General features: G+C 51.1%; 20 protein-coding genes. 5 read left to right on the forward strand and 15 right to left on the reverse strand.

The genetic code is table 11. The features are described from left to right. The 3 genes from U9S71_RS10550 to U9S71_RS10560 all read right to left on the reverse strand — a co-directional run bounded on the left by U9S71_RS10550 (position 1) and on the right by U9S71_RS10560 (position 5,052). The gene (locus tag U9S71_RS10550) at positions 1 to 3,252 is read right to left on the reverse strand and encodes a SusC/RagA family TonB-linked outer membrane protein (RefSeq protein ID WP_326327351.1); all 3,252 of its coding nucleotides are present in this window, start codon (positions 3,250 to 3,252) and stop codon (positions 1 to 3) included. Between the two features lie 171 nt (positions 3,253 to 3,423). Beyond that, positions 3,424 to 4,437, reverse strand: a complete 1,014-nt coding sequence (locus U9S71_RS10555; RefSeq protein ID WP_326327352.1) for a FecR family protein — start codon at positions 4,435 to 4,437, stop codon at positions 3,424 to 3,426. A 63-nt stretch (positions 4,438 to 4,500) separates the two neighbouring features. Beyond that, the gene (locus U9S71_RS10560) at positions 4,501 to 5,052 is read right to left on the reverse strand and encodes an RNA polymerase sigma-70 factor (protein WP_326327353.1); all 552 of its coding nucleotides are present in this window, start codon (positions 5,050 to 5,052) and stop codon (positions 4,501 to 4,503) included. 186 nt (positions 5,053 to 5,238) lie between these two features. Here U9S71_RS10560 and U9S71_RS10565 point away from each other — a divergent pair, with 186 nt between their 5' ends. Further along, complete coding sequence (locus tag U9S71_RS10565) at positions 5,239 to 5,592, forward strand: VOC family protein (RefSeq protein ID WP_326327355.1); 354 nt, start codon at positions 5,239 to 5,241, stop codon at positions 5,590 to 5,592. A 97-nt stretch (positions 5,593 to 5,689) separates the two neighbouring features. Here the strand turns inward: U9S71_RS10565 and U9S71_RS10570 are convergent, their stop codons facing one another. Both U9S71_RS10570 and U9S71_RS10575 read right to left on the reverse strand, forming a co-directional pair. Further along, complete coding sequence (locus U9S71_RS10570) at positions 5,690 to 6,292, reverse strand: hypothetical protein (protein ID WP_326327357.1); 603 nt, start codon at positions 6,290 to 6,292, stop codon at positions 5,690 to 5,692. Positions 6,293 to 6,467: 175 nt separating this feature from the next. Beyond that, positions 6,468 to 7,826 (reverse strand): MFS transporter, encoded by a 1,359-nt coding sequence (locus tag U9S71_RS10575; RefSeq protein ID WP_326327359.1) that lies wholly within the window; start codon positions 7,824 to 7,826, stop codon positions 6,468 to 6,470. On the opposite strand from U9S71_RS10575, the gene U9S71_RS10580 reads away from it, so the two are divergent. The 3 genes from U9S71_RS10580 to U9S71_RS10590 all read left to right on the forward strand — a co-directional run bounded on the left by U9S71_RS10580 (position 7,771) and on the right by U9S71_RS10590 (position 10,087). Further along, positions 7,771 to 8,448, forward strand: coding sequence for a helix-turn-helix transcriptional regulator (locus U9S71_RS10580; protein WP_326327361.1), 678 nt, complete (start codon positions 7,771 to 7,773; stop codon positions 8,446 to 8,448). The genes U9S71_RS10575 and U9S71_RS10580 overlap by 56 nt on opposite strands. A 44-nt stretch (positions 8,449 to 8,492) precedes the next feature. After that, positions 8,493 to 8,870 carry a nuclear transport factor 2 family protein gene (locus U9S71_RS10585; RefSeq protein WP_326327364.1) on the forward strand — a complete coding sequence of 126 codons (378 nt, stop codon included), beginning with the start codon at positions 8,493 to 8,495 and terminating at the stop codon, positions 8,868 to 8,870. A 323-nt stretch (positions 8,871 to 9,193) separates the two neighbouring features. Beyond that, on the forward strand, positions 9,194 to 10,087 hold the full coding sequence (locus U9S71_RS10590; RefSeq protein ID WP_326327366.1) for a Fic family protein: 894 nt from the start codon (positions 9,194 to 9,196) through the stop codon (positions 10,085 to 10,087). A gap of 37 nt (positions 10,088 to 10,124) precedes the next feature. Here the strand turns inward: U9S71_RS10590 and U9S71_RS10595 are convergent, their stop codons facing one another. From U9S71_RS10595 to U9S71_RS10605, 3 genes are all read right to left on the reverse strand, one after another. Beyond that, the gene (locus U9S71_RS10595; RefSeq protein ID WP_326327368.1) at positions 10,125 to 10,589 is read right to left on the reverse strand and encodes a SecDF P1 head subdomain-containing protein; all 465 of its coding nucleotides are present in this window, start codon (positions 10,587 to 10,589) and stop codon (positions 10,125 to 10,127) included. Then, positions 10,586 to 10,789, reverse strand: coding sequence for a hypothetical protein (locus U9S71_RS10600; RefSeq protein ID WP_326327370.1), 204 nt, complete (start codon positions 10,787 to 10,789; stop codon positions 10,586 to 10,588). Before U9S71_RS10600 ends, U9S71_RS10595 begins: the two co-directional genes overlap by 4 nt. A 276-nt stretch (positions 10,790 to 11,065) precedes the next feature. Further along, positions 11,066 to 11,758 (reverse strand): hypothetical protein, encoded by a 693-nt coding sequence (locus U9S71_RS10605; RefSeq protein ID WP_326327371.1) that lies wholly within the window; start codon positions 11,756 to 11,758, stop codon positions 11,066 to 11,068. 802 nt (positions 11,759 to 12,560) lie between these two features. Here U9S71_RS10605 and U9S71_RS10610 point away from each other — a divergent pair. After that, the gene (locus tag U9S71_RS10610; protein ID WP_326327372.1) at positions 12,561 to 13,541 is read left to right on the forward strand and encodes a hypothetical protein; all 981 of its coding nucleotides are present in this window, start codon (positions 12,561 to 12,563) and stop codon (positions 13,539 to 13,541) included. Between the two features lie 50 nt (positions 13,542 to 13,591). On the opposite strand, the gene U9S71_RS10615 is transcribed toward U9S71_RS10610, so the two are convergent. The 7 genes from U9S71_RS10615 to U9S71_RS10645 all read right to left on the reverse strand — a co-directional run bounded on the left by U9S71_RS10615 (position 13,592) and on the right by U9S71_RS10645 (position 24,270). Beyond that, positions 13,592 to 15,109 carry a sodium:solute symporter gene (locus U9S71_RS10615; RefSeq protein WP_326327373.1) on the reverse strand — a complete coding sequence of 506 codons (1,518 nt, stop codon included), beginning with the start codon at positions 15,107 to 15,109 and terminating at the stop codon, positions 13,592 to 13,594. A 2-nt stretch (positions 15,110 to 15,111) separates the two neighbouring features. Next, entirely contained in the window at positions 15,112 to 15,942 is an 831-nt protein-coding gene (gene murQ / locus U9S71_RS10620; protein WP_326327375.1) for an N-acetylmuramic acid 6-phosphate etherase, read from the reverse strand. 2 nt (positions 15,943 to 15,944) lie between these two features. After that, positions 15,945 to 16,637, reverse strand: coding sequence for an endonuclease/exonuclease/phosphatase family protein (locus U9S71_RS10625; protein ID WP_326327377.1), 693 nt, complete (start codon positions 16,635 to 16,637; stop codon positions 15,945 to 15,947). An 89-nt stretch (positions 16,638 to 16,726) separates the two neighbouring features. Then, complete coding sequence (locus U9S71_RS10630; protein ID WP_326327379.1) at positions 16,727 to 17,539, reverse strand: endonuclease/exonuclease/phosphatase family protein; 813 nt, start codon at positions 17,537 to 17,539, stop codon at positions 16,727 to 16,729. 5 nt (positions 17,540 to 17,544) lie between these two features. After that, positions 17,545 to 19,041 carry an outer membrane protein assembly factor BamB family protein gene (locus tag U9S71_RS10635; RefSeq protein ID WP_326327381.1) on the reverse strand — a complete coding sequence of 499 codons (1,497 nt, stop codon included), beginning with the start codon at positions 19,039 to 19,041 and terminating at the stop codon, positions 17,545 to 17,547. A 41-nt stretch (positions 19,042 to 19,082) separates the two neighbouring features. Then, on the reverse strand, positions 19,083 to 20,825 hold the full coding sequence (locus U9S71_RS10640; protein WP_326327383.1) for a RagB/SusD family nutrient uptake outer membrane protein: 1,743 nt from the start codon (positions 20,823 to 20,825) through the stop codon (positions 19,083 to 19,085). A 10-nt stretch (positions 20,826 to 20,835) separates the two neighbouring features. Beyond that, positions 20,836 to 24,270, reverse strand: a complete 3,435-nt coding sequence (locus U9S71_RS10645; RefSeq protein WP_326327384.1) for a TonB-dependent receptor — start codon at positions 24,268 to 24,270, stop codon at positions 20,836 to 20,838. Positions 24,271 to 24,272: the final 2 nt, after the last annotated feature.

A 24,272-nucleotide genomic window follows, 5' to 3' on the forward strand; every position in this document is an offset into this window, starting at 1 on the left:
TTAATAGGTGAAACGGATACCTGCTGTATAATAACGGATGGGGGGCATCACGCGTCCGCGCGTTTCGGGGTCGAACCCGTCGTAGCTGGTCAGCGTAAATAGGTTTTGCCCCTGTACGTACACGCCGATGCGTTGCGTTTTCAGCATAGGCAGCGCGGAGGTGAGGTCATAGCTCACGGTCAGGTTCTTCAGCCTGACGAACGATGCATCCACCCAAAGCACATCGGAGTGCCGGTAGAACGAGTTGTATTGTGTATAGGCGTCATCACTCGACGACAGTGCGGGCCGCGGGATGTCGGTCACATCGCCGGGGTTGCGCCAGCGATTCAGCACCGAACGGTCGAAGTTCGCCCGTATGCCGAGTGCCGATGTGGCAGGGTAGCCGTAGTTGAGTGCCTCGCCTTCCTGCTTCACAAACTGAAGCAAGAAATCGACCTTCAGGTTTTTGTAGCGGAGGTTATTGGCCAAGCCGCCGAAGAAAGCCGGCATGCTGCTGCCCATGATGTATTGGTCGTCCCATGACGCGGTCAACTCGCCGTTGCCATCGAGGTCGGCAAACTCAGGGATGCCCGTTTGGGGGTTCACACCGGTGAATTTATAGCCGAACACGATGTCGATGGGGTGCCCTACCGCGTATAATGTCGTTAGGCCCGAATTTTCGAAATCGGGGTATTCTGCCAGTTTATTGCGGGCGATGGTCAAATTACCGGAAGTGGTCCACTCGAAGTTCTCATTGGCGATGTTCACGCTACTCACTTCAAACTCCCACCCCTTGTTTTCCACCAGCGCCGGCATATTGGCTGTGAAGCCCGAAAAGCCGGTCTGCGGGCTCAGGGTATACTCGATCAATTGATTGTCTGACCGATTGAAATAGTAGTTGACGTTCAATGAGAGCCGATTGTCCAGCATGCCGAGTTCCAGTCCTCCTTCCAGCTTGCGGTTGCGCTCCCAACGGTAATCGGGGTTAGGCAGGCGGCTCGGGTTAAGGCCCACCACGCCATCGTACGGGTTGCTGGTGAATCCCCAAGTATCCATGTACTGGTAGTTGCCGATCTGGTCATTGCCCGTAGTGCCGTAGCTGCCGCGCAACTTGCCGAAGCTTAGGAATGGGAGCGCTTCGCGAAGACCGTTTTCTTCGGAGAACACCCATGCGGCACCGATGGCGCCGAAGTTGCCGAACCGCTTGTTGGGCCCGAAGCGCGATGACCCGTCGCGGCGGAAACTGGCGTTGATGATGTACTTGCTATCCCAGTTATAGGTAACCCGGCCGAAAGCCGCTTGGTAGAGGTAGTCGGCATACGCGAAATTCTGGCTGCGCAACGAGTTTGCCGCCGTAATGTTGCCGAGCTGGGTATCGGAAGAGAAGTCTTCGGCACGCAGGTCCTGCCCGTCGCGCACATTCCGTTGCCAGGTACCACCGGCCAGGAGCTCGAAAGTACCCTGCCCTACGTCAAACGTGTACCGGGCTTGGGGCTCGATGTTGTAAGCGGTGTTGGTGCTCGATCCGAAATACGCCATATTGGTAGCCGCATTTGCCGGATTGAAAGAGGTAAGCGGGTACATCTGCAGCTGGTTGAATGCCGTACGGTTGTAGCCGATGTTGGCCGTAAGGTCCAGGCCTTTGATGGGGCTGTAGCGGATTACGCCGCTGGTAAGCAATGCCTGGTTGCGGGTTTCATGGCGCCTTTCGAGGAAGGCGAAGGGATTCTGGTCATTGCCGAACCAGTAGTAGTAGCCCGCATCGTCATATACCGGCATATTGGGCGCCAGGTTATAATATTGCGTAATGTCTGTGGCCAGCGCGTTGTTGAAGTCAGCTGTATAGTTGACCGTTGCCGACACCGAAAATTTCTGGTCCGGCGTATGGTGCTGCAGCGTCAGCATGCCTGATCCTTTCTTATAGCCGTTGTCGCCGGGCTGCACGGTAGTTTCATTGCGGTAGGTGCCGCTCAGCAAGAAGGTGGTCCGTTCGGAACCACCCGAGAATGAAACGTTCGCTTCGGTCAGTTGTGCAGTGTTGCCAATCAGTTTTTCCTGCCAGTTCGTGTTTTCGTCTTGATCCCACAGCATGAGGTCGGGCGCGTTATCTTCGTTGGGTGCATCATCGCTGTAGCTGAACGCTTCGTTGCGGAGCTCCAGGTATTCGGCGGTGCTTAGCATATCTACCTTATTGGTTACCCGGCCGGCACCCGAATAAAGATTGGCGTTTACCTGTGTTTTGCCGGCCTTGCCCTTCTTGGTGGTAATGAGGATGACACCATTGGCCCCGCGTGATCCATAGATTGCGGTAGCATCAGCATCTTTCAGCACATCGATCCGTTCGATGTCGGCGGGGTTGATGCCACTCAGGGGGCTTTGGCCGCCGTTGTCTCCCCTGAACATGTTCAACGACTCCGAAAAATACGGAATGCCATCGATGATATATAGCGGGTCGTTCGACCCTCCCAACGAGCTGAGCCCCCGAAGGCGCACGGTAAATGCCGATCCGGGCAGGCCATTGCTGCTATTCACTTCGAGGCCTGCTATCCGTCCCTGCAGCGCGGCCAGGGGATCATTGATGGGCGCTTGGCTGATCTCGTCGCTTGTGATGCCCGCCGTTGAGCCTGTGCTCACCCGTTTGCTTGTGGTGCCGTAGCCGATGACGGTAACCTCGTCGAGCCGACCGAAATCGGGCTGTAGGCGTATGACGTACGCAGCATCTGCCAGGTCATTGGCTGCAATCTCGACCGTTTGGTAACCGATGTAAGATATTGCAAGGGTAGGGTTAGCGTCCGTTGCCCGGATGGAAAAGTTGCCCTTCATGTCGGTGGAAGTCGTTACAGGCGTACCGGTTATCCGTACGGTCACACCTGCGAGGGGTGTGCCGGTTTCATCCAGCACCTGGCCCGAGATGGCTACCTGTGTCCCCACGCGCTCCATCCGGTCGGCTACGGCTGCCGCGTTTTTCTTGATGATGACGGTTTTTCCCACCTGCTCGTAGTGCAGGTCGGTCTGCTTCATTAACCCATCCAGTAGGGCGGCCACATTGCCCCCATTACCGGCGATATGCAGGCGGTCAAAGCCTTTGATATCACTACTGCGATAAGTAAATCGGATATCTGCTTGTTGTTCCAGTTGGTTCAACGCGTCGCGCAATGACAGGGTACCTGCCGGCAATGATGCTTCGATTTCGTGTAGGTGCTGAGCGGTTGTGCTATATGACACGACGGTCGATGCTGCGGTGAGTAAGATAGCGAGTAAAGATATTTTCATTAATAATCTCCCTTTGCACTTGTTTGTGGTTAAATGCATAATTTTGAACAGATTTAGTATAACATAACGTAACGTGTTTATTGAATCCACAGGCCATCGCCGGGTACCAGCCGGCATGGCCTTCTTTTCCTGATGTAGTCAACTATCCATAAGCATGTTGTTTAATGATGGTTAGTAAATGATGAACTTATTTTCTTGTTTTTTTAGTTGTTTGTCTAAAAGCCGGCACAGGATATCCAGCGCAAATTCGGGATGGCTATCGCGGCGCAGCGAGATGGTGATTTCTTCGTTGGCCAGCGTTTCATCCCAGAGGCTTACACGGATTCCATAAAACCGTTCGAGGTCGGCAATGACCGAAGCGATGGCTTCGTCTTCATAATCCAGGTAGCCGTCTTTCCATTTGCCGGCCACCTTACTGTTCAGCGTGAGCTCTTCGGCTGGGGTGGGCGCGTTTTGTCTCAGTGCTACACGCAACTCCTGGTTACTTTCCAATGTGGCCAGCGGCTGGTTATCTTTACTTACCGCTACCTTGCCGTGTTTTACGGACACGCTGATATTTTGCATGCCCGGGTAGGCTTTGATGTTGAAAGCCGTACCCAACACGGTGGTTTTCACGGCACCCGTATGCACCACTAAAGGCCAGTCGGCCGCTTTGGCCACCTCAAAAAACGCCTCTCCCGTCAGCGAGACCTCGCGCGGCGATGAAGCGTCGAATGTCTGCGGGTACTCCAGCTTGCTGGATGAGTTGAGCCACACCTTGGTGCCGTCGCTCAGTTGGATGACTTTATTTTCGTCACTTGCCGCCTGCTTCACCACCTGTACTTGCGTTTGGGGCTCGTCCCTCATGTAGCCTTGTGGGCTCCGTGGCCAAAACCACAGTACCGCTGCCAACGCTGCCGCTGCGGCCATGATGGTCAGCGCAAGGCGTCTGCCTTTGCGCGGCAAGCGTTTGGCGGGGGTGGGCGCCATATCGACGCCCGTAGGAAACGTAAGGTTTCCGGTCGGATCGATGTAGGTCGACGATGGGTTTTCGCGCCGTAGCGCCTCGTACGTCTCTTTGATCAGCGCTGCGAGTTCTTCGTCGTGCTTAGCGGAGCGGACAACACGGAAGAATTCCTCCAGCTCCTCATAGCTTGCGCGGTCATTGAAATATTGCTGTAGCAAATAGCGGATGCGTGTTTTCATTGCTCGTTATCTATATCCATAGACGTAGCAGACGGGGAAGTGTCCTATTGGACAGGAAAAAAATTATTCGAATAGCCGGTTCAGGGTCTGCCGGATGGACTTCAACGCGGCACTCACTTGGTTTTTTACGGTATGTCGGGAGATGTGGAGCTGGTCAGCAATCTCATTGTAATTATACCCCGCATCGCGCAAGAGGTAAATTGCCTTGCGTTGCGGCGGGAGCCGGTCTATGGCGCTGGCGAGCACCTCATGGAATTCCTTTTCTTCTGCCCCGTTAGCAGGAGCGACGATCTGCTGCATCGATTCCCAAATGGCCTGTTTCAGGCGCGCATCAGACGCCACTTTACGCAGGTAGTCCATGATTCGGTTCCGCGTCAGCGTAAATAGGAAAGCCTCTATGGATTCGATTTCATGGAGCTGCTGGCGGATTTCCCAGAGTTTGAGGAAAACATCGTGGATGATATCTCGTGCCATGCTGTCGTCTTTGCAGAGGTTGGCGGCCAGCCGGAAGAGCGGTTGCTCGTACGATTGGAAGATGTCATTGAAGAGCAGGCGCAACGACGTATCGTCCGTACCGTTCGACTGTGAATTATCCGCCCCTCTTTTTGTTGCCATATCCACCACGAAATTAGGGAATTATTCAAGATGAAGCAACATGACGTGCAAAAAACGACATCGAGGGGTTCAGATAGTCCATTGCGTTATTTCTGATGGCGGTTAGCACCGCTTTTTCCAGGTTGAACCTTTTCTGCCCTCGCCGATGCCATTTTTGTAGTTTTGTATTTGTTAACTAACAAATAGATGGCAGTACGGAGAATTGTGGTAAACACGGCAACGGAAGATATAGACGCCGCACGGCGTTTCTACGGCGAAATCCTTGGCTTGGAAATATTAATGGATTTGAGTTGGATTTGCACATACGGCAACGATCATACGGCACGGGTACAGATCAGTTTCGCCTCGGAAGGTGGCTCCGGTACATCTGTGCCTGATATTTCCATTGAGGTGGATGACGTTGACGAAACACACCAGAAAATGCAGGAGGCAGGATTTTCGGTAGTCTATGGCATTGCGGACGAGCCTTGGGGTGTCCGGCGGTTTTATGTGAAAGACCCTTTCGGTAAGACTGTCAATATCCTTTCACATTTGTCCTGAGGTCGCTTTTGTTTAATGGTGATTGTAAGGAAAAGGGGTTAAGGCTCAAAAGTACGAAAAGTGCGGGGATACGACTGTCCGTTCGGATACATCTGTACTAGCGCATTATTCCCGCATTCCGGTCTATCGAAAGTAAATCCGTTGAATATTTGTTGCTTGGCATGAGGAAAGCATTGCCTCTAATGCGGATTTCCTTTGATTTCCGGATGTTTTCTTCCGATCGGGTCACGAGCTTCACCACGTTTACATCCTCGTGCCCCTCGGCATCAGTTAGGCGTTTCACTTCAATCTTCAGGATGTATTTTTCATTCACCATCAGTTGGTCGTAGTTGCCATTGATCAATTGGTTGTCTATCATGAAAACCGTGGGTCCGGGTTTGAGTTCGGTATATTTCTGTTTTAACTCGGTGAGCGAAACAAACACAGGAGCGTAATCATCGTGCAGGGTAATCCATAACGTCCCTCTGTACGTATGCCCGTTTACAACCGTATCATTTTTAGCTATATGGAGGCCCTTTATGCCGCTAGGTACTATGGTTTGGACAGCGAGGTTTGGTAGAAAGCTCCCGTTAACCATGAAAGCGGCATCTGAGCCTCCCCTTGGCGCGTATACGACGTCTATGGCCAACGAATCTTTCGTTTGGGCGAAGGCACTGAATGAAAACATCGTGATTGCCCATAATGCGGTTAGTAGTTTCATGGTGTTTTTTTATAATTGTTGTACTAAGGTAGTAAAAAAAATCTTCAAGAAAAAAAAGTAAAAAAGATTTGGAAGTGTGTATAAAGTACACTATCTTTGTGTCATCATAATTTAGGTTTATAATTGGTTAGTAAAGGTCTCCATTCTCCCCGTTTGGAGACCTTTCGTTTTCAGCCTATTCGCCTTTCGTTTTCCCTCTTCCACCCGTTTTCATACGCCGCTTGTACCCCTGTATGTAAAGCCAGGCAAAGGCGGCCACGACCATCGTGCCGAAGAAGATGTACGGGATGCGGCCAATGCGATCGTAGTATGCCCATCCGGCGATCAGTGCGCCCAGTCCGATTCCAGCTTCCAAGGCGATATACATAGTCGCCATCGCCTTCCCCCGTTGGTGGGGGTTACTCAGGTCTATGGTCCACGCGTTCACGGCGGGCGAGAGGATACCCCCGCCGATTCCGTATACCGCGGCCCCGGAGACCAGCCAGAAAGGGCTTTCGCCCCACGCCAGGATACCCATCGATAGGATGAGTATTGCCAATCCGTATTCGATGATGAGCACGCGGCCATGCCGGTCGGAGAGCCGACCCGAAAAAAACCGGATGGCTACCGACGATATGGTGAAGGCCACGAAAAACACGCCCCGGTTGGAGATGCCCAGGTGCGTCGTCCAATCCGGTATCAATGTAAGGATAGCGCCATAGGCAACATAAGAAAGCAGGGTAACGATGGCTGCGGGGATTACCCGGGGGTCGATGATATCGGTGCGCGCTATGCGGAATGACGATGCTCGCAACGGTTGCCGCTTCGGTGCCGGGAGCGTCTCTTTCATGTTCATCAAAATCACGATGGAGAGCAGCGCGAACACGGAGGAGCAATAAAAAAGGGCATCGATAGAGTAGGCTTGGCTGATGGCGCTTCCCACCGCCGGCCCTATGGCCATCCCCAGGCTGAAACACAGCCCGTGCATGCCCGCCGCTTCGCCCCAGCGCTCGCGCGGGATGATGTCGGCCACGTATGCGGCCGTTGCCGTAGGCTTGAAGCCTGTGGAGAAACCGTGGAGGAGGCGTAGGAACAAGAATCCCGACACGCTGGATAGGACCGGATACAGGAACCCACACACAAAACATACGATGGAGCCCACGGCCATCACCGGCACGCGCCCCACCGTATCGGTCAGCTTGCCGCTGAAAGGCCTTGATATGCCTGCGGTGAGCGTAAACAGCGCGATGATGAGCCCTTTGTATTCACCGCCGCCCAAGCTACTGAGGTAGGCGGGCAGTTCCGGTATCAGCATGTTGAAACTGGCCGAAAAAAGCAGCGAACTCGAGCAGAGCAGGATGAACGGCAAACGGTAAATCGATTGAGGAGTGTGCTGCATGGGCTGCAAAGCTAACCAAATAAACGCCCGCCCGGAAATGGCCGTTTGGGTTTCGGATTTCTTTGCTATCTTCGGGCGCTTGTTTCCAATTTTTACACCTATGGACCATTTTTTGCCATTACAAAAAGAACTTGAAGAAATATATGCTGCGCTCACCGCTCAAACACCACTCACTGTCGATTGTATTCGGCAGGAGCCATTCCTGCAGATTATAGATCGATCTGATTATCTCATCACCATTCACGATGTGGAGTATTACCGTCCGATATGTATTAACGAAAAGTTGCGGGAGTTCTACGGGTTCAACAATCGCATCTTGCAGGGTATGGACCATTTTTATTACCTTAAAACCATGCACCTTTCAACCTATTATACGTTGATTGAATCGATGGCTTTTTTTCGAAATGACCCGCCCGGTTACCTCAATCTGAAATATAAGCTCTTGGCATCGACTGGGCAATGGAAGAAGACCATCGGCACATCAAAAGCGATTATCCGTAACGGGCGGGGCAGCTCCAAAGTGGCCATGACGGTGATGAAGCCTATGGAAATCGAAGTATCCATATCGCCATATGAACAATACCTATCCCTTACCTCCCGTGAGTTGGAGATTGTAGGGTTGCTTTACGATGGTCTCAGCAAAAAGGAGATTGCCGGCAAGTTATTTATCTCTCCAGACACCGTCATTACGCATGTTAAGAACATCTACCGTAAGCTGGGTGTCAATAAAATATCTGAGTTGTCGCGGCTGGTGGAGCAGTTCCGCGTAGGGGGTTAGCGTTTGTCCGCTATCAAGTTGTACCTTTGTAAAAAGCGTTAAACATGGTAGAGCTAGAAATTAATGCCGATTGCAAGAACTCGCCACGCCGGGAGTTCCTCAAGGAATTCAATAGCGCCTTTGCCAAAGGCGATGTATCTTTTATCGAAGCCAACCTCGATGATGAGGTCAGCTGGCACATGGTTGGCGACCGGACAATCATGGGCAAAGCCGCATTCATAACGGAGCTGGAATCGATGAAAGCGTCACCGGTGCAGAAGATGGTGTTGCAAACGGTGGTTACCCACGGCCGCCATGCCTCTGCCAGCGGCGAGATGCACTTGGTATCGGGCGAGGTGTATGCTTATTGCGATGTTTATGGGTTTGCGAAAGCAACCGGCACAACCCTGAAATCGATTACGTCTTACGTCATCAAAATCTAGAGGGGCAACCAACGAATGGCCAATCAACATATCTTTTAAAGACCGTCGTCGCATTATTCCCCTGCTTGTTTGTCCAAGCATCGGTTTTTTTGTGTCGAACGCCTGATTTCTGTGTCGAATCGGCACCGATTGGAAGGCTGCGTTGGCTCAGTTCGTTGAACTCTACCCCGGAGGTTAGGGTTTTTTGAGTTAGGTATCCGATAAATCCGAAAAAGGCGGCCGACTGTTTTTCAGTTGAACGAGTGCCGTTATCGGCAAAAAAGGGTAGATCCAGCCAATTATTTATGGTATATTTGCCGATAACGGTGTTGGTTAAATGGACGATGAACTATATTTCCGTAAGTGAGTATGCAAGAAAATGGAACGTTCCGGAAAGAACGGTCCGGAATTATTGTGCTACCGGAAGAATTAAAGGAGCTTTCTTAACCGGTAAAACTTGGAATATTCCAGCGGATGCAAGATTACCTGAAAAAGGAAATAAGAAGAAGTTTAGTGATAATCCCTTACTCAATCATCTCAAAGAGCAAAAAGAAATGCAGCTCAAAGGGGGAATTTACCACCGTACGCAGATTGACCTTACCTATAATTCTAATCGCATTGAGGGAAGTAAATTAACACACGATCAAACCCGGTACATTTTCGAAACCAACACCATTGGAGCATCCAAAGAAAGTGTCAATGTAGATGATATCATAGAAACTGCCAACCACTTTTGTTGCATTGATTTAATCATCGACAAAGCAAAGAACAAACTAACCGCGTCATTTATAAAGGAAATCCATTTATTGTTGAAATCTGGAACGTCTGACAGCCGAAAGGGTTGGTTTAATGTTGGCGAATTCAAAAAGCTCCCGAACGAAGTTGGCGGTAATGAAACTTGTCCACCTGCAGCCGTCGCAACGAAAATGGCCGCATTACTTTTATATTACCACAGCATCGAAAAGAAAACTTTCGAAAATATTATTGACTTTCATTATCAGTTTGAAATCATTCACCCTTTTCAAGACGGTAATGGCCGTGTTGGTCGATTGATTATGTTTAAAGAATGCCTGGCGAATAATATTGTGCCTTTTATTATAGATGAAGATCTAAAGCTGTTTTATTACAGAGGTTTGCAGGAATGGCCACACATAAAGGAATATCTATTAGACACTTGTCTTACCGCTCAGGATAATTACAAAGCTATTCTTCAATATTTTGAAATTCCGTTTGAATAATGAATCCAGCCAGACTTTGGGAGGTCAATTGCGATCATCATCTTTTGCCAACGTCTATCTTTCCTATTAACTCCTCGGCCTCCTCCTTAGAAAACTGCCATTTATTAATCACGATCACACCGTTCGGAATCTTAGCTTGTATCCTTATCGGCTCTGTCCATAGCGAGTCATCCAGCACAAAAACCAAGTCTTCACCGATGAGCTCATCGGTCGCCCTAGCAAACCGTTCCCTGCCGGTGTCATCCAAATGCACAACGACCTGCCAAAGGGTGCTGTCGTGTGGAAATGATTCCGTCGTTGCGGCTTTGAAATGAGCTGCCGTTATCACGGGCTGTGGATCCAGGTAATAGGTAAGGCTGTCACCCAGCTGCCTTTCCACTCCTGTTTCGCTGTCTACCACATGGTACCAGCCGGTTACAAGGGTCTGTTCAGTCTTCGCGGCATGATCGCAAGCCGAAACCATCAAAGCAGCCAAAAACAAAATAGTATATAGCTTTTTCATGGCGTCTTCCCCTCCTCCAGCTTCTCAAGCAATTTAGCCAGCAATGCATTTTGCTCGCGGCGAACTTCGATGGACCGATTTACCCACCGATCAACCAAGCGGTATGCGATGTAGAGCACTAATGCCGTTAAACCAAGTGGGATAATGGCAGAGAACAAAAGAAGCATGATTTCCTGCGTACCAATGAATAGCTGTGTCATCGTCTAGTTTTTTATCGTTAAAAGGTTTGTTATCGTATCGGGTTTATAAATTTACGCTAAGATAGCGGGCCTACTCCGCTTTCGCAAATTTTCGACTGACTTTCTTGTTGTACGACGAAACCCTGGCCTTATCAAGGGGCAAGGTCTTGATAGCGGATCGGCCAGTCTACGCGGTCTCGTAGGTTGGCCTCGAAATCCACATCGCTCCATCGGTAGCAGGCACGCGACCAAAGCAAGGAACGCCCGCCCACTGTGGCGCCCCGGATCCAGCGAGCACTACTCCGAAAACAGGGTCACGTTCTCTTGGTAAGCCACCGTATCGCGGGCACCTAGTGTCGCCAGGAAGTCGTCGCTAAACGGACTGAACACGCCCGAATTGCTGTAGTACGATTTAGCAAATTCACCTTGGCCGCGCCAACGGCTCAGCAGGTAAACGGTTACAGGTAGCTCGAAGGCTTGGTAGTTACCTGAGGCAACGATTACCACTTCACCAACGTACCGAAAGCCGGTGCCCGTAGGTACCATGTGCGTGATGTTTGTTTTCGCGATCCGCTGATGGTCCAGTAAAGGCTGCAATATAGAGTTATAGGAGTCGTTTAAAGTAGGCGCAAATGGATAGCGGAAAACAAGCTTGTCTGCTGTTTCGGCCTGTACCGATATTAGGCCAGTTAAGGATTCAAATTCCAATGTCGAGTCCGTTTGGAAGGTGATGACATCTTCGGCCTCAATTTCGAAATCTTTATTAAAGCCATCGGCCCCCGAAATGAACTGTGCAATCACGGCGGCATCGGTTACCTCGCCTTCATGTGTAAATAAACGTACCGGTCCCTGCGATAAGATCGCTGTGGCTTTTACCGTTAGCGGGAACTGCACTCCGGGCTCGGGCGGACTACTCTTCTTGCACGATAGAGCAAACGTGAGCACCGCAACAAGCATCGAGAAAGCATATGGGGTTGAATGGCGTTTCATAATTCATCGTTGAAATCGGAAGTAAATATAGTTAGAAAATCCAATTATTGGCCCTAATTATCCACTTGACATCGCAGCGACACCATACCTTGAGCGCCCCTTCCGTTATCCTCCACCCGTGCGTCATCCTTGGTAAATTACGGGCAATGGACGAAAAAATACGCTAAAAGGTTGTTTTAATTAAAATTTTCTTACCTTTAGATGCCCAAAGCCAAGATATCTCAGCCTATCGGCTGTAGTAACAAGCATGTGTTTGTATGCCCACACACAGTCTCCGGAGGGGTCCGGAGCTGTGGCGTTGGGCAATAGGTATACGGCCTCTTCCCTGGAAATTCATGAAATTTATCGGACATCACCGTTGTTTGGATAGCAGGTTGCACTTTTTTGGGGCACCGTCATGAGCCCCAGCCAACGGTGGGCCACGGCCATATATCGCGCCGGCCAGGTATGCGGGACGCCCTGCGTTGCAACGGCCAAGCGTGAAAAGTAAAACCAAAATAACCGATACCTTCAAGTCCTTATTTTTATAATATCGCTCACCCCCTTGGGGGGCAATGGTTTTTTCATGGTTTTAATTTTTGGTTATTACTAAAAGTTTTTATAAAATTGCTTGTAAACCTTCATTTTAGCAATACCTAGCGGTATCAAAAGGTGGATTCGGGAAACTTTCGTCGGATTCGGGAATGTTTTTTTGTGTGTGCTCAATCGTTTAACTAATTTTCGTTAACCAAGTGGGTTCGCAACGCACTTAAATACGGCAATCAAATGCCAAGATAGATGCGCCATTTATGTTACACGAATTATGAAAAGATTACTTGCTTTATTTACAATACGGCCGTACCTGCTCGATTTATTGATTGCCTTGATTTTCTTGCCTATTTTCTGCCATCTCGTTGTGGCCCTCCGTTCCAAGCGCGGTATCGATGAACTGGTTTTCATGCGCGGTTATTTGATTCCCATGGCAATCAGTTACTGCTGCGGCCTCGCCGTGATGGCATACATCCGATGGAACAACCATCAGCTCAACAAACGCTATGGCATCGATGACGGGTGGGAGTTGCGGGCCGTACACCAATTACAATGGAATATTCTGCCGCCGATCTTATTTGTCATCGTGGTTATTGCAATCTATTTTGCATCCTATGGCGAGAACCTCGTGGATCGGGGGTACCTGGAGCGCGAGTTTTTTTGGGTTTTGATGGGCATTGTATTATTGGTGCTCCTTTACTATGTGCAGAACAAGCACCTTTATTTTTGGAAAAGGCAAGCAGAAGAAGACGAGTATCAACGGTTGGGTGGCCGCGGTGCCCGCCAGGAAACACGGGCGGAAGCCCCGATGGCCAACCCGGCCGATACGAAAGAGACAATATCGGTGACGACGCGCGACAGTGCCGGAGAAGCGATCGACCTGCCTATTGCTGAAGTCGCGGTGATAGACCGCCATAACGGCGAAACCCGGGTGAGCACGTGGGATGGCGGGTTGTTTATGTGGTCCATACCGGCGCTAAAGATGAAAGCATTTGCAGAATCGAAGGGGTTTAAATGGTTAGGGCAACACTATGGACTGTGTGCCGATAGTGTGGTCGATAGCGAAGGGGTGGGCGAGAAGGGGCGCAAGCTTTTGTTGAAAAGCGGCATTGCCGTGGTGCCGGAAAAGCAGGTGATGACGGGGATGGTGAACGAAGAACGACGGACGTTCCTCCTCTTCCATAAAAACATTGCAAAAGAGGTGGGCCAATGGTTTGACCAGCGGCATGAAAAAGGGCACCTGCGGGCGGAATAGCTCTTCCGCCCGACGAAGCCCGTGTTGCGCGCGCGTATATGTATAAAAGGCTATCGAGGATGTTTAGCACCGACCGCTAAGCACTCAGTTCGAACTCGTTGGGCGCTGGCTAGCGACCGGCTAGTGAGAAAAAGCAGGGTATACGTAATTGCCGCGTTGAAAATAATAACCTCAAATCCGGTGGCGTAACCGAACCAGCGCTGCGCCCCCACCTCCAATAGAAAGGAGAGTGCGGGTGAGAGCAGGCAGAGAAAGGGTGTCACTTGATCGCGCACCGCCCGCTTGGTGAGGATACCGAAGCCGAATAAACCAAGCAGTGGCCCATAGGTGTAGCCGGCGGCTTTGAAAATGGCGTTGACCACCGAATCGTCATTGATCAGGTTGAATATCCATATGACCGCGAGCATGACCAACGAAAATCCAACATGGACGGCATGCCGTTTTTTCACCAGCTTAGTGGCGGATGGATCTTTCTGTTTATCAAAGTTCAGGAAATCGACACAGAACGAAGTGGTCAAGGCGGTTAGCGCCGAATCTGTGGTAGCAAACGTGGCCGCTGTGAGTCCGATCATAAAGATAACTCCCGCAACGGTTGGCAAATGATGCAGCGCGATTTCCGGAAATAAATGGTCGGGGGTTTCCAAGGCCGCCATGCCCACGGCCACTTGGTCCACGTAGCCGTATAGCAATGCACCTACCAGAAGGAAAAGAAAGCTGATGCATACAAATACCGCCGTAAAGGAAACCATATTCCGCTGTGCCTCGCCGATGGTTTTCATGCTCAAATTCTTCTGCATAATGTCTTGGTCCAGGCCGTTCATGGCAATAGCCACAAACACGCCGCCGAGGAACTGTTTGGCGAAATGCAGCCGGCTCGGTGCAAAGTCCTCCCAAAAGAACATCTTGGTGTAACTGCTTTGTTTAACGGTTTCGAATGTCTCCGGCAGATCGAGGCCTAAACTGGTGGCGATAAAGTAAACCGAAAGTACGACGGCGAGCAGCATGAACCCGGTTTGAAGGGTGTCCGTAATGATGATTGTCTTGAGCCCACCTTTGTGCGTATAAATCCAGATCAACGTAAGGCATGTAGCCACGGTAACCACAAAAGGAACGCTCCATGCGTCAAAAATGTATTTTTGCAATACGATAACAACAATGTACAACCGAAATGCGGAACTGATGGTGCGAGAGATGAGGAAGATCATCGCGCCCGATTTGTAGCTCCAATACCCGAACCGTTTTTCGAGGTAGGTATAAATGGATACCAAACCCAAGCGATAGTAGAGTGGCAATAAGACACCCGCCACGATGAGGAACCCAACCGCATTGCCAAGCACAAATTGGAAGTACCCGAAGCCGCCGTTACCCACCGCGCCGGGCACAGAGATCAGCGTTACGCCAGACAACGTGGTGCCAACCATGCCAAAAGCGACGACGTACCATTTGGCACTTCGGTTTGCGATGAAAAAAGCCGTGTTGCCGGATGACTTACGGGAAGTGACATAGGAGACACCGACCAGTAACGCAAAGTAGCCAGCCAGGAATGAAAAAAGAATGATTGGTGACATGCTCAGGTTCTTGTTGCTGATGAATTTGGAATCGACCCTTTTTCGATGGCTTTCCGTACGCTGCGGTGTTTTTCGAGGAGCGCCTGCGCCGTCGCATAGTCCATAGCGGTCTCGGCCATCACCATGCGTACCCCCCGGTCGCGCAGTTTGGCGTTGGAAAGCTGCATATCGACCATTTTGTTGCCCTTGACCCGGCCTAGCCGTATCATGGTTGCTGTACTGATCGTGTTAAGTGCCATCTTGGTTGCTGTACCTGCTTTCATGCGGGTCGATCCGGTAACGAACTCGGGGCCCGTAATGATTTCCACAGGGCATTGGGCCTCCGCAGCAATCGGACTGTTCGCATTGCAAACAATGCAACCGGTGAGGCATCCCAGTGCATTCGCTTGTCGAAGGCCCCCAAGCACATACGGGGTAGTACCCGATGCGGCAATGCCAAGCACACAGTCTTTTGGTGTGATGGCGCATCCCCGAAGATCGTTGAAGGCCTGAGCATCGTTGTCCTCGGCGTGCTCCACAGGATTCCGGATCGCAGCATCTCCCCCCGCGATCAGGCCATGTACGAGGTTGGGGGGTACGCCGTAGGTTGGTGGGCATTCAGAGGCATCCAGTATGCCGAGGCGTCCACTCGTGCCTGCGCCGATATAAAATAATCTGCCACCGGATTGCATACGCTCTACCACTCCTTGGATGAGTGCCTCCAGTTGATGGGCCGCTCTCCGAACGCTCGGTGCGACGGTTTGATCCTCGTTATTGATATGCGCAATGAGCTGCCCGACAGACAGCTGTTCAAGGTTGTTATAGGGTGATTCTTGTTCGGTAATATTTTTCATGATTATTTCAATGTGATGGTGCCCATAATGGGCAGGTGGTCGGAATGGTGGATGGCCGGAAAAACCGTAGATACTGCGGTTTGATAGGGGAACATATTGCTCACCAAGATATAATCTATGGTTTTTACGGGAGTGTCCGCCGGAAAGGTAAGCTGACCGGGTAACGACACATCCGTAAAATAACGCTTTAACCGTTTGATTTCCGCCGTTTCAGGCTCTGCGTTCAGGTCGCCCGTAAGGATGACGGGACATTGCCCTGGCTGTAGGTGCGCAATCACCTCCTCGGCTTGGATCAGCCGGCTTTCCGGTTCAAGGGCGAAGTGGGCATTGGCAAACACCAGTTGCTGGTTGTTTGGCAGCTGGATTTTAGCACTCAACAGCGCGGTAGACGTGGTTGTGCCGTCGGCTTTCCGTATACTAAGCCGATCGTTGCGGATATCGGAAATGGGGTATCGCGACAAGACGCCTTGCCCGTATGCGCCGCCATCATAGGCCCTGTGGCGAACAAATGCATAGTGCATCCCGGTGAGCGATGCGAGGCGCTGCATCTGGTCGATGTTGCCCGACCGCCTGCAAACACTGTCTACCTCCTGCAACCCAATCAAATCGGCCCCGGATGCTTTGATGAACAAGGCGATGCTGTCGAGCCTGTCGTTTTCTTGCGCGTCGGTTCCATGATGGATATTATAACTCATCACGTTCAATGACTGGCCAAGAAGATGTCCTGAAACCAAACTAAATATAAAAACAAAGAGGGTGGTTTTGATTTGTATGTTTACTAACATTATTGTGTTACTTTATAGTTAAGAACCGCTAATACAGCGCAATGGTCAGACGCCTTGGCATTACATATCCGCTTTGTGGATACGACCTCCCAAGCGGCCGTTTTGGGATGTAAAAGGAAATCGATTTTTTTCCGCATCCCCGTTCGTGTCGAGAAGGTGAACCCCATTCCGGTATCGGATTCCGAAAAGTGCGCCCATAGCGGCTGCATCTGGTCGTCGGTCGCCTCAGCGTTCAAGTCGCCACAGATAAGCAGCGGTTCGCTAGCTAGGGCTTCAAGGTAGTAGTCCGTCAATTGCTGGACCTGGTTGGCGTTTTCTGCCAAATCGGTCGACAGGTGCGAGGAGTTGAAATGGATGTATACGTCCTTATCGATTTCAATTCGGGCAAACAGCAGCGCAATGTTGTCCGATATGGTGGGTATCGTCCGAAAGTCGTGTACCGGATAGGCCGACAAGATCGCAGCACCGTACTCGCCGCCTTGGAACGGCCTAAAACTCCCGAAATACCCTGTTAATCCGGTACGGGAGGCAAGTTCGGCAGTGATATCCAAGCGCCCCGAACGGGAGGCGCCTTTGTCTACTTCCTGCAAAGCTACGATGTCTGGGGACTCGCTCTTGATGATATCGGCGAACAAATCCATGTCGATCATTCCTGTCGATGTCTCCCCGTGGAAAATGTTATAGGTGAGCACGCGAATGGTGTATACCTTTTCTGTTTTCTCCGGTGATGCTTCACCACCGGACCCATTGCAGCCGGTACACAGGTATCCTATTACGGTACCGGCTGCGATGAGCAAGGTCTTCCAATTCATCGGTATCATTTGGCGCGCCCGGTGTGTTTCCTGTTCTGTCCTTTCATCGGCCAAGGCGAATCGGCAGGGCCGCTGTTTTCCACGGCGATTTTGCAAAGTTTGACTTTGCCATCATCGGATACTTCCACGTATACGCTACCGTCATCGCCTATCGTGGGCGTATGTACGACGGCATTTTCCGACTGGCCTAGCGAGAGCGCCTTTTGCAGTTCGCCGTCCTCATTAACGATGTATAATTTGCCGCTAACGTCTCCGAAGTAAACGTTTCCGCCCTGATCTACAGCTGGAACACACTCTTCCATGAACGCTTCGTAGGTCCAGTTTACTGACCCGCTGGCCGCATTGATAGACTTCAGGCCATCTTTACTTCCGACATACAGATCGCTGTTGGGGCCAATAACAACGCCCGAACTGTTGGCACCTACCGCCGGTGCTTTCCATTTGATGGCGCCGCTCGTCCCTTCGTCGGTAATGGCTACTACTTCTTCGGCCGTGGTCACATAAATGGTGCCATCGCTGTTGATGGATAATGAGGGGCCCACGCCGTTCGAGCCTACCTCAAGGGGAGTGGTCCATTTAAAGCTTCCATCTGCGGTGTTGATGGCAACGGCCTGGCCAGCAGTGCTTGCGAAGAAATATACGGTACCCCCATCTTTGCTGATGGCAGGCGATGAATACGTCGCTCCGAAATCCGGCGTCTCGATTTCCCAGCGTTTGGTGCCATTTCCGGCAAAAGAAAAGATGCCGCCAAGGCTAGCGGTAACCCGCGATGCAAAGTAGATATTTCCGTTTGCATCGATTGCGGTGGTCGAATTGGACATTCCTGCGCCGGCAGTTGCTTGCTCCCATTGCATCGCCCCGGTGGTCGAATTGATTTTAGTGATCGCATTTACTGTCCACTTGCCGATATAGATATGGCCATCGGGCCCTATAGCCGGTGCATTCCGCAGGTCGCCGCCATAGGTTTCGTTCCACTTTACCGTTGCCGCCGTGCCCTGGTCTGAAACGGCCACCATTTTACTGTTGATGCCAGCGAAGCCCTCCACATAATAAATCACGCCGTCGTCACCTATCGCAGGGGCGGTGGCATCGTTCTTGGCAGACACTGGCGTGTTGTTTTCAAATGTCCACGCGAGTGTGGCCGGAAATTCGGTGACCGGTGCTGCCAGTACCTCAATGGTCTTCGTTACGGTTGCCGTTTCCCCAGCAGCATCCGTTGCGGTTAGTCTCACATCAAAGGAACCTTCGTTGGCAAAGGTAAAAAGAGGGTCCTTGATGCTCGAATGATCGGATGTTCCAAATGACCATTCCCAAGATACAATGTTACTTGATCCTGGCTTTATCTCGGCCATGAACGATACCACTTCACCGGCGGTCGGTTCAACGGGCTCGTAACTGAAATCGATTATTGGGGTTCCTGATTCGGTGGGTTTATCCTTTTTGCAAGATGCTAGAGTAAGTGCCACGAAAAAAAAGGCAGTAATATAACTGATGTATTTCATGATTGTTTTTATTATATGTTATGTTATCTACAAGTCCGGCATTATTCCCATTCCGGATTTTGGGTCAATTTGGGGTTCAGCAGCCGCTCGGTTCGCGGTAATGGGAACAGGTAGTGCTTGTTCTCATTAAAAATTTTGGTTTCGTTGGGCCGGAAAACCAGGTTGCCGTTGTTCGTGTCGGCGAGCTCCAGGTCGTTGCCCAGCACAACATACTGAACACCCTGCTGCGGCGAAGCTGGCATTGCATCGACCAGCGCCACATCCATGGTTCCGTTGCCATCAAGATCGAAGCTCCCTTTCGAGGGAAAATACATGCCTTTGAATTTCCTGGCGAGTAGATGTCCTTCCCGCCACCGCATCAGGTCGTGGTAGCGGAATCCTTCAATGGCAAGTTCGACCCGCCTTTCCCGCCGTATTTCCAGTATGAGGGGATCGTCGACATGTGTATATTGCTCGCTCAGTACGGGGTCTAATGTCAATGCGGACAATACCATGGGGGGCATGCCGACACGGTTTCTGAGCTGGTTGATGCTCTTGTTTACGTCCTCTTGCGTTAACGTGCCCAGCTCGGCCTTCGCTTCCGCGAAATTCAGTAACACCTCCGCATATCGGAATATAGGCAGGTCGTTGGTGTTCCGATTACCGTCTTCATTGAGCGTAGTGACGTATTTGATAACCTGATAGCCGGTACGGGCATTGGCAAAATCGGGTACCAAGGGGACGTTGGTTCCGGTACGCGTATAACCCGGTGTCCGGATGGTCTGCTTTAACCGCGGGTCGCGGTTTTCCACTTCTGAAGCGAACATCATCGATGCATATCCGGGTAGGTCGGTGAATCGGGAGCCGTCGCGCATCAAGTAAGTGTTTACCAACGATTTGGTCATGCCGGGATTTCCCAATGTAGCCACGGTGAACACCGCGTTGGCTTGATGGTAGCGCATGTGTTCTGCCCCGTCATACGCCATGGCAAGGATAATCTCTTTGGCGTTTGCATTGCTTTGGCTGAACAGGTTTAAATAATCCGTTTCCGGCGACCCCGTGCTATAAACGGCGTATTGGCCACTGTCCATGAGCAGCTGTGCTGCTTGATAGGCTTGTTCAAGCCATTGGTTGGCATCATCCAAGCCCAATGTGGTATGGTACTTCCGGAAGGTCCCCTCAAAGAGGCAAATCCTGGATTTGAGGGCCAATGCGGTCCAGCGTGTAATACGCGATGTACTTTTTCCGGTACCCAGGTGGGCAACGGCAAAGTTTACGTCTGCGAGTACGGAGTCCATCACCAGCGATCTGGGGTCCCTTGCTTTGTAAAGTTCTTCGCTGCTATCGTCAAGGGGATGAGCGTACCAGGGAACATCACCGAAGCGCTTTACTTTTTCGAAATAAAACATCGCCCGGAAAAACCTTGCCAATCCCGCGTACTGGTCTTTAACGGCTTGCGGCTCGTCAGCTTTTTGGTAATTAGCAAGGAAATAATTGATGTTGCGCAACGGTCCCCACGTCCAGCCTGCTTCGGAAGCCGAGGTAGGTACGGCAAGTTTGCCGGAGATGATTTCTTGGATACTGGCGGTAGTAACCGCGAGATTATCGCTTTGCTGGTCATCGAGATAGGCTTCTTCGCCGGGAAGGTAAGCATAGAAGCTGTTGGTATAGAGCTCCAGGTCTCGTTCGTTATTGAAAAATGTTTCGGGCGAAAGCTGGCTGAGCGGAAAGCGCTCCAAGAAGTCTTTCCCGCACGACGCGAACATCAGCGCTGCCAAAAACAAAGTTATGCTATGATATTTCATGATTTCCGGATTATAAATTAATTTCAATACCTGCGGTGTACACGCGTTGTATGGGATAAACGAAACCATTGCCATTGCGCGAGCCGGTATCCGGCTCGTCGCCGGTAGTTTCCGGGTCGAATGCCTTAGATAACCGCGTCCATTCGAAGATGTTCTGGCCCGAGAAAAAGACACGGGCGCCACCAACGTGTATGCGTTCGAGCAGGGGTTTTGGGATGCTGTAACTTACGGTGAGGTTCTTAAAGCGGAGATAAGAGGCATCCTGCAGGTACCGCGTTTGCACGGCACCCAGTGACCGCGTATCATTAAAAGCAATGTATGACCTCAACCTCGGGAAGTAAGCATCGGGATTTTCGGGTGTCCAATAGTTATTGCGTATATGTTCCCAGACCGGTTGGTTCCATCGGTTGTAAAACCCCCAGAAAACCCCCGATTCCCGGTCCGGCCAGAAGTCGCGTTTACCCACACCCTGAAAGAACGCCGATACGGAAAAATTGGACCAGTTGAAGGCCAGGTTGATCCCATAAGCAAGTCGGGGGGTACTATTGCCGATGATGCGCATATCGCCGGGATCGCCCACGGTATTTTGTCCGGAGAAAATCTCACCGTCATTATTCAGATCGGCAAATTTTAGGTCGCCGGCCAGCGGATGGCCATCTAGGTTGTAAAGAATGGTCTGCACCCTCGATTGGTCCGCGTGGTTCCGGTACTCGTCGTCGGTTTTGAAAAAGCCCAATGTTCGGTATCCCCAAATTTCCCCGATTTCTTGCCCTTCATAATAGTCGCCCAGAAATTGGTTGGGATTGTCAAAGCGGGTAATAAATGTACGGCTGTCGGCCAGCACCCCGCCGATATGGTAACCCCAGGCGTGGCGGCCAGCTGTTTTCTGCTCCCGCCAGTTCAATGACAATTCCCAGCCTTTAGTGGCGAGGTTGGCGGCATTGATCTGCGGTTCTGTGGTGCCCAATACGGCCGGTAAGGTTTTTCCTTTGGCGAGCATATCCAACGTTTCCCGGCGATACCAGTCGAACCCGGCTTGCAACCGCTCGCCGAAAAGGGATGCGTCCGCGCCTAAATTGATGGTGCGAGAAGTTTCCCAGGTGAGGTTGGCCGACCGTAGCGCGGGCGCCCGGGTGGCCAATGGCCTTACCCCCTCCAGTATCTGGCCGATCTGGCTGACATCCATAGCCGTAATGTAGGCGTAATTGCTAACCAGCTGGTTGCCCAGCGATCCATACGACCCTCTGATTTTCAACACATCGACCACCGGTTTCAGGGGTTGGAAAAACCGCTCCTGCGATAAAATCCAGCCCGCGGAAATGGAGGGGAAGAAGCCAAAGCGACTCACTTTCGGAAACCGCGACGTACCGTCGTAACGCCCATTCAGTTCCAACAGATACCGATCCTTGAACTGGTAGTTAGCCCGGTAAAAGAAGCCCATCAGGGCCCATTCCGTTTTGCTATCGCCCGCAGATAAATTGCCAGATGTGAGATCCAGCGCCGCATGATCGGTTGAAATATTAAAATCCCGCGATACATTGAACGCATTTCGTTGGTTCAATTCGCCATTGAAACCAGGTAGTACGGAAATGTAATGATCGCCGAACCGCTTTTCGTACGAACCATAAAGGTTAACAATCTGATGGTTTACCTGTGCTTGGGCGGCATAATAGTTGTCGGCGTGAAATTCACTAAACACCCCTTTCCGGGTTTCAAAAGCTATCGGCAACCGTTGCTGGTTCACCAGCGTCTGCGTTGAAAGGATGGTGTAGTCGCCATTCAATTTCAGCGCTCGGTTCAAAAAGCTCATCTGGAAACCAACGGTGTTCTTGAACATGGCTTCGGTCTCTTTGACCCTGCCGCCTTCTGAGAATACACCGATGGCCCTGGCTCCTTCAGCCGTATAGTTCCCATCGGGTGTCCGGATGGCATAGTATGAGTTTGCACCTAAAGAAAGGTATCGGAACACGTTGACATTGGTAGCGATCATCTTATTGGGCGAATCGTAGCTGCCGCGGTTGTATTCGACATTGTCGAATATCTTGAGCCAATCGTTGACCTGGATATCCAACTTTGCACTGAAATTGTATTTCCGGTAGTCATCCGGCGATATTTTGAAAGCCCCGCGTTGGTCGAGAAGTCCGCCAGAAAGGTGGTAGTTGAATTTGCCCGTACCGCCAGAGACGCTAAGGTAATGTTTGGAAAACGGCTGTGAATCATTGTAAAACTCCCCGTACCAGTCGGTGGTCGCACCATGTATCCAATTGCCGGCAGCATCGCTGCCTAGTTCGGGCAAAGTGGGGTCGTCCTGCCGCCGCAGCAAATAATCGATGGTACGCTCCAGGCCTGCTTGGCCGGCGCCGGAAAACCCGCGGTAGGCTTCATTCTGTATTTGCGCTGCGATCAAAGGATCTTTGACCGCATTAGGTATGCGTGTAGGCTTCCCTATCCCGAAGTTATTGGTATACCGGATCTGGGGTTTGCTTGCCGAGCCCCTGCTGGTGGTAATCAGGATAACTCCGAACGCGGCCCTAGCACCATATATTGCGGCCGAGGCTGCGTCTTTCAGTACCGTCACCTGTTCGATGTCTTCAGGGTTAATCAAGTTGATGTCGCCCGGAACACCATCAATCAATATTAATGCGCTGCCGCCATTGATCGAGGTCGTGCCCCGAATGTTGAACGACGCTCCCCTGCCGGGTTGCCCATCTGAAAAGGAGATGTTTAGGTTGGGTAATACCCCTTGTAGCCCCTGTGCTACGTTTGTGATTGGGCGGTTGCTGAAAGTTTCCTTACCCGTTTGACTAACGGCCCCGGTGATGTTAATTTTTTTCTGATCACCGTAACCTACCACGATCAATTCATCCATCAGCGTGCTCTTGGCCGACAATACCACACGGATTTCGTTGTTGCCGTTTATTGGAATTTCTTGCGTCGCATATCCTAAATACCGGAATACGAGCGTGGCTTCGGGCAGGGCTTCGATCTGGAAGCGGCCATTTTCCCCGGTTAGGGTGCCTCTGCTGGTCTCACCCGCTATTGCTATGGTAACACCTGCAAGCGGGGTGCCCGTACTATCCGTGACGATACCACTCACCAGGACCGGTTGGGGAGGTGTTTGGGAGACGCCGTTGGTGGAATGTGTTATTGCTGTAAGTTCTTTGATGCTGACGATTTTTTCGCTAACGGCATAGCCAAATGGTTGATCCCTAAAGATACGTTGCAACGCCTTGTCTACCGGAACCTGATTCAATCGTAACGTCACTGGCCGAGCGCGCGACAACAACATATCATCGAGGAAAAAAGCGTAGCCACTTTGGTCCTTGACTTCTTTGAGCACATCTTTCAATTGGGCATTCCTAACGTCGATACTGATGGATTGCCCGTAGGTCCTCGCGTTCAGCTGCAGTGCAAGTGCGAACGTCAATAACAATGTCAGCTTCATAA

Source organism: Parapedobacter flavus (genome assembly GCF_035818675.1).
In the GTDB taxonomy this organism is placed as follows: domain Bacteria; phylum Bacteroidota; class Bacteroidia; order Sphingobacteriales; family Sphingobacteriaceae; genus Parapedobacter; species Parapedobacter flavus.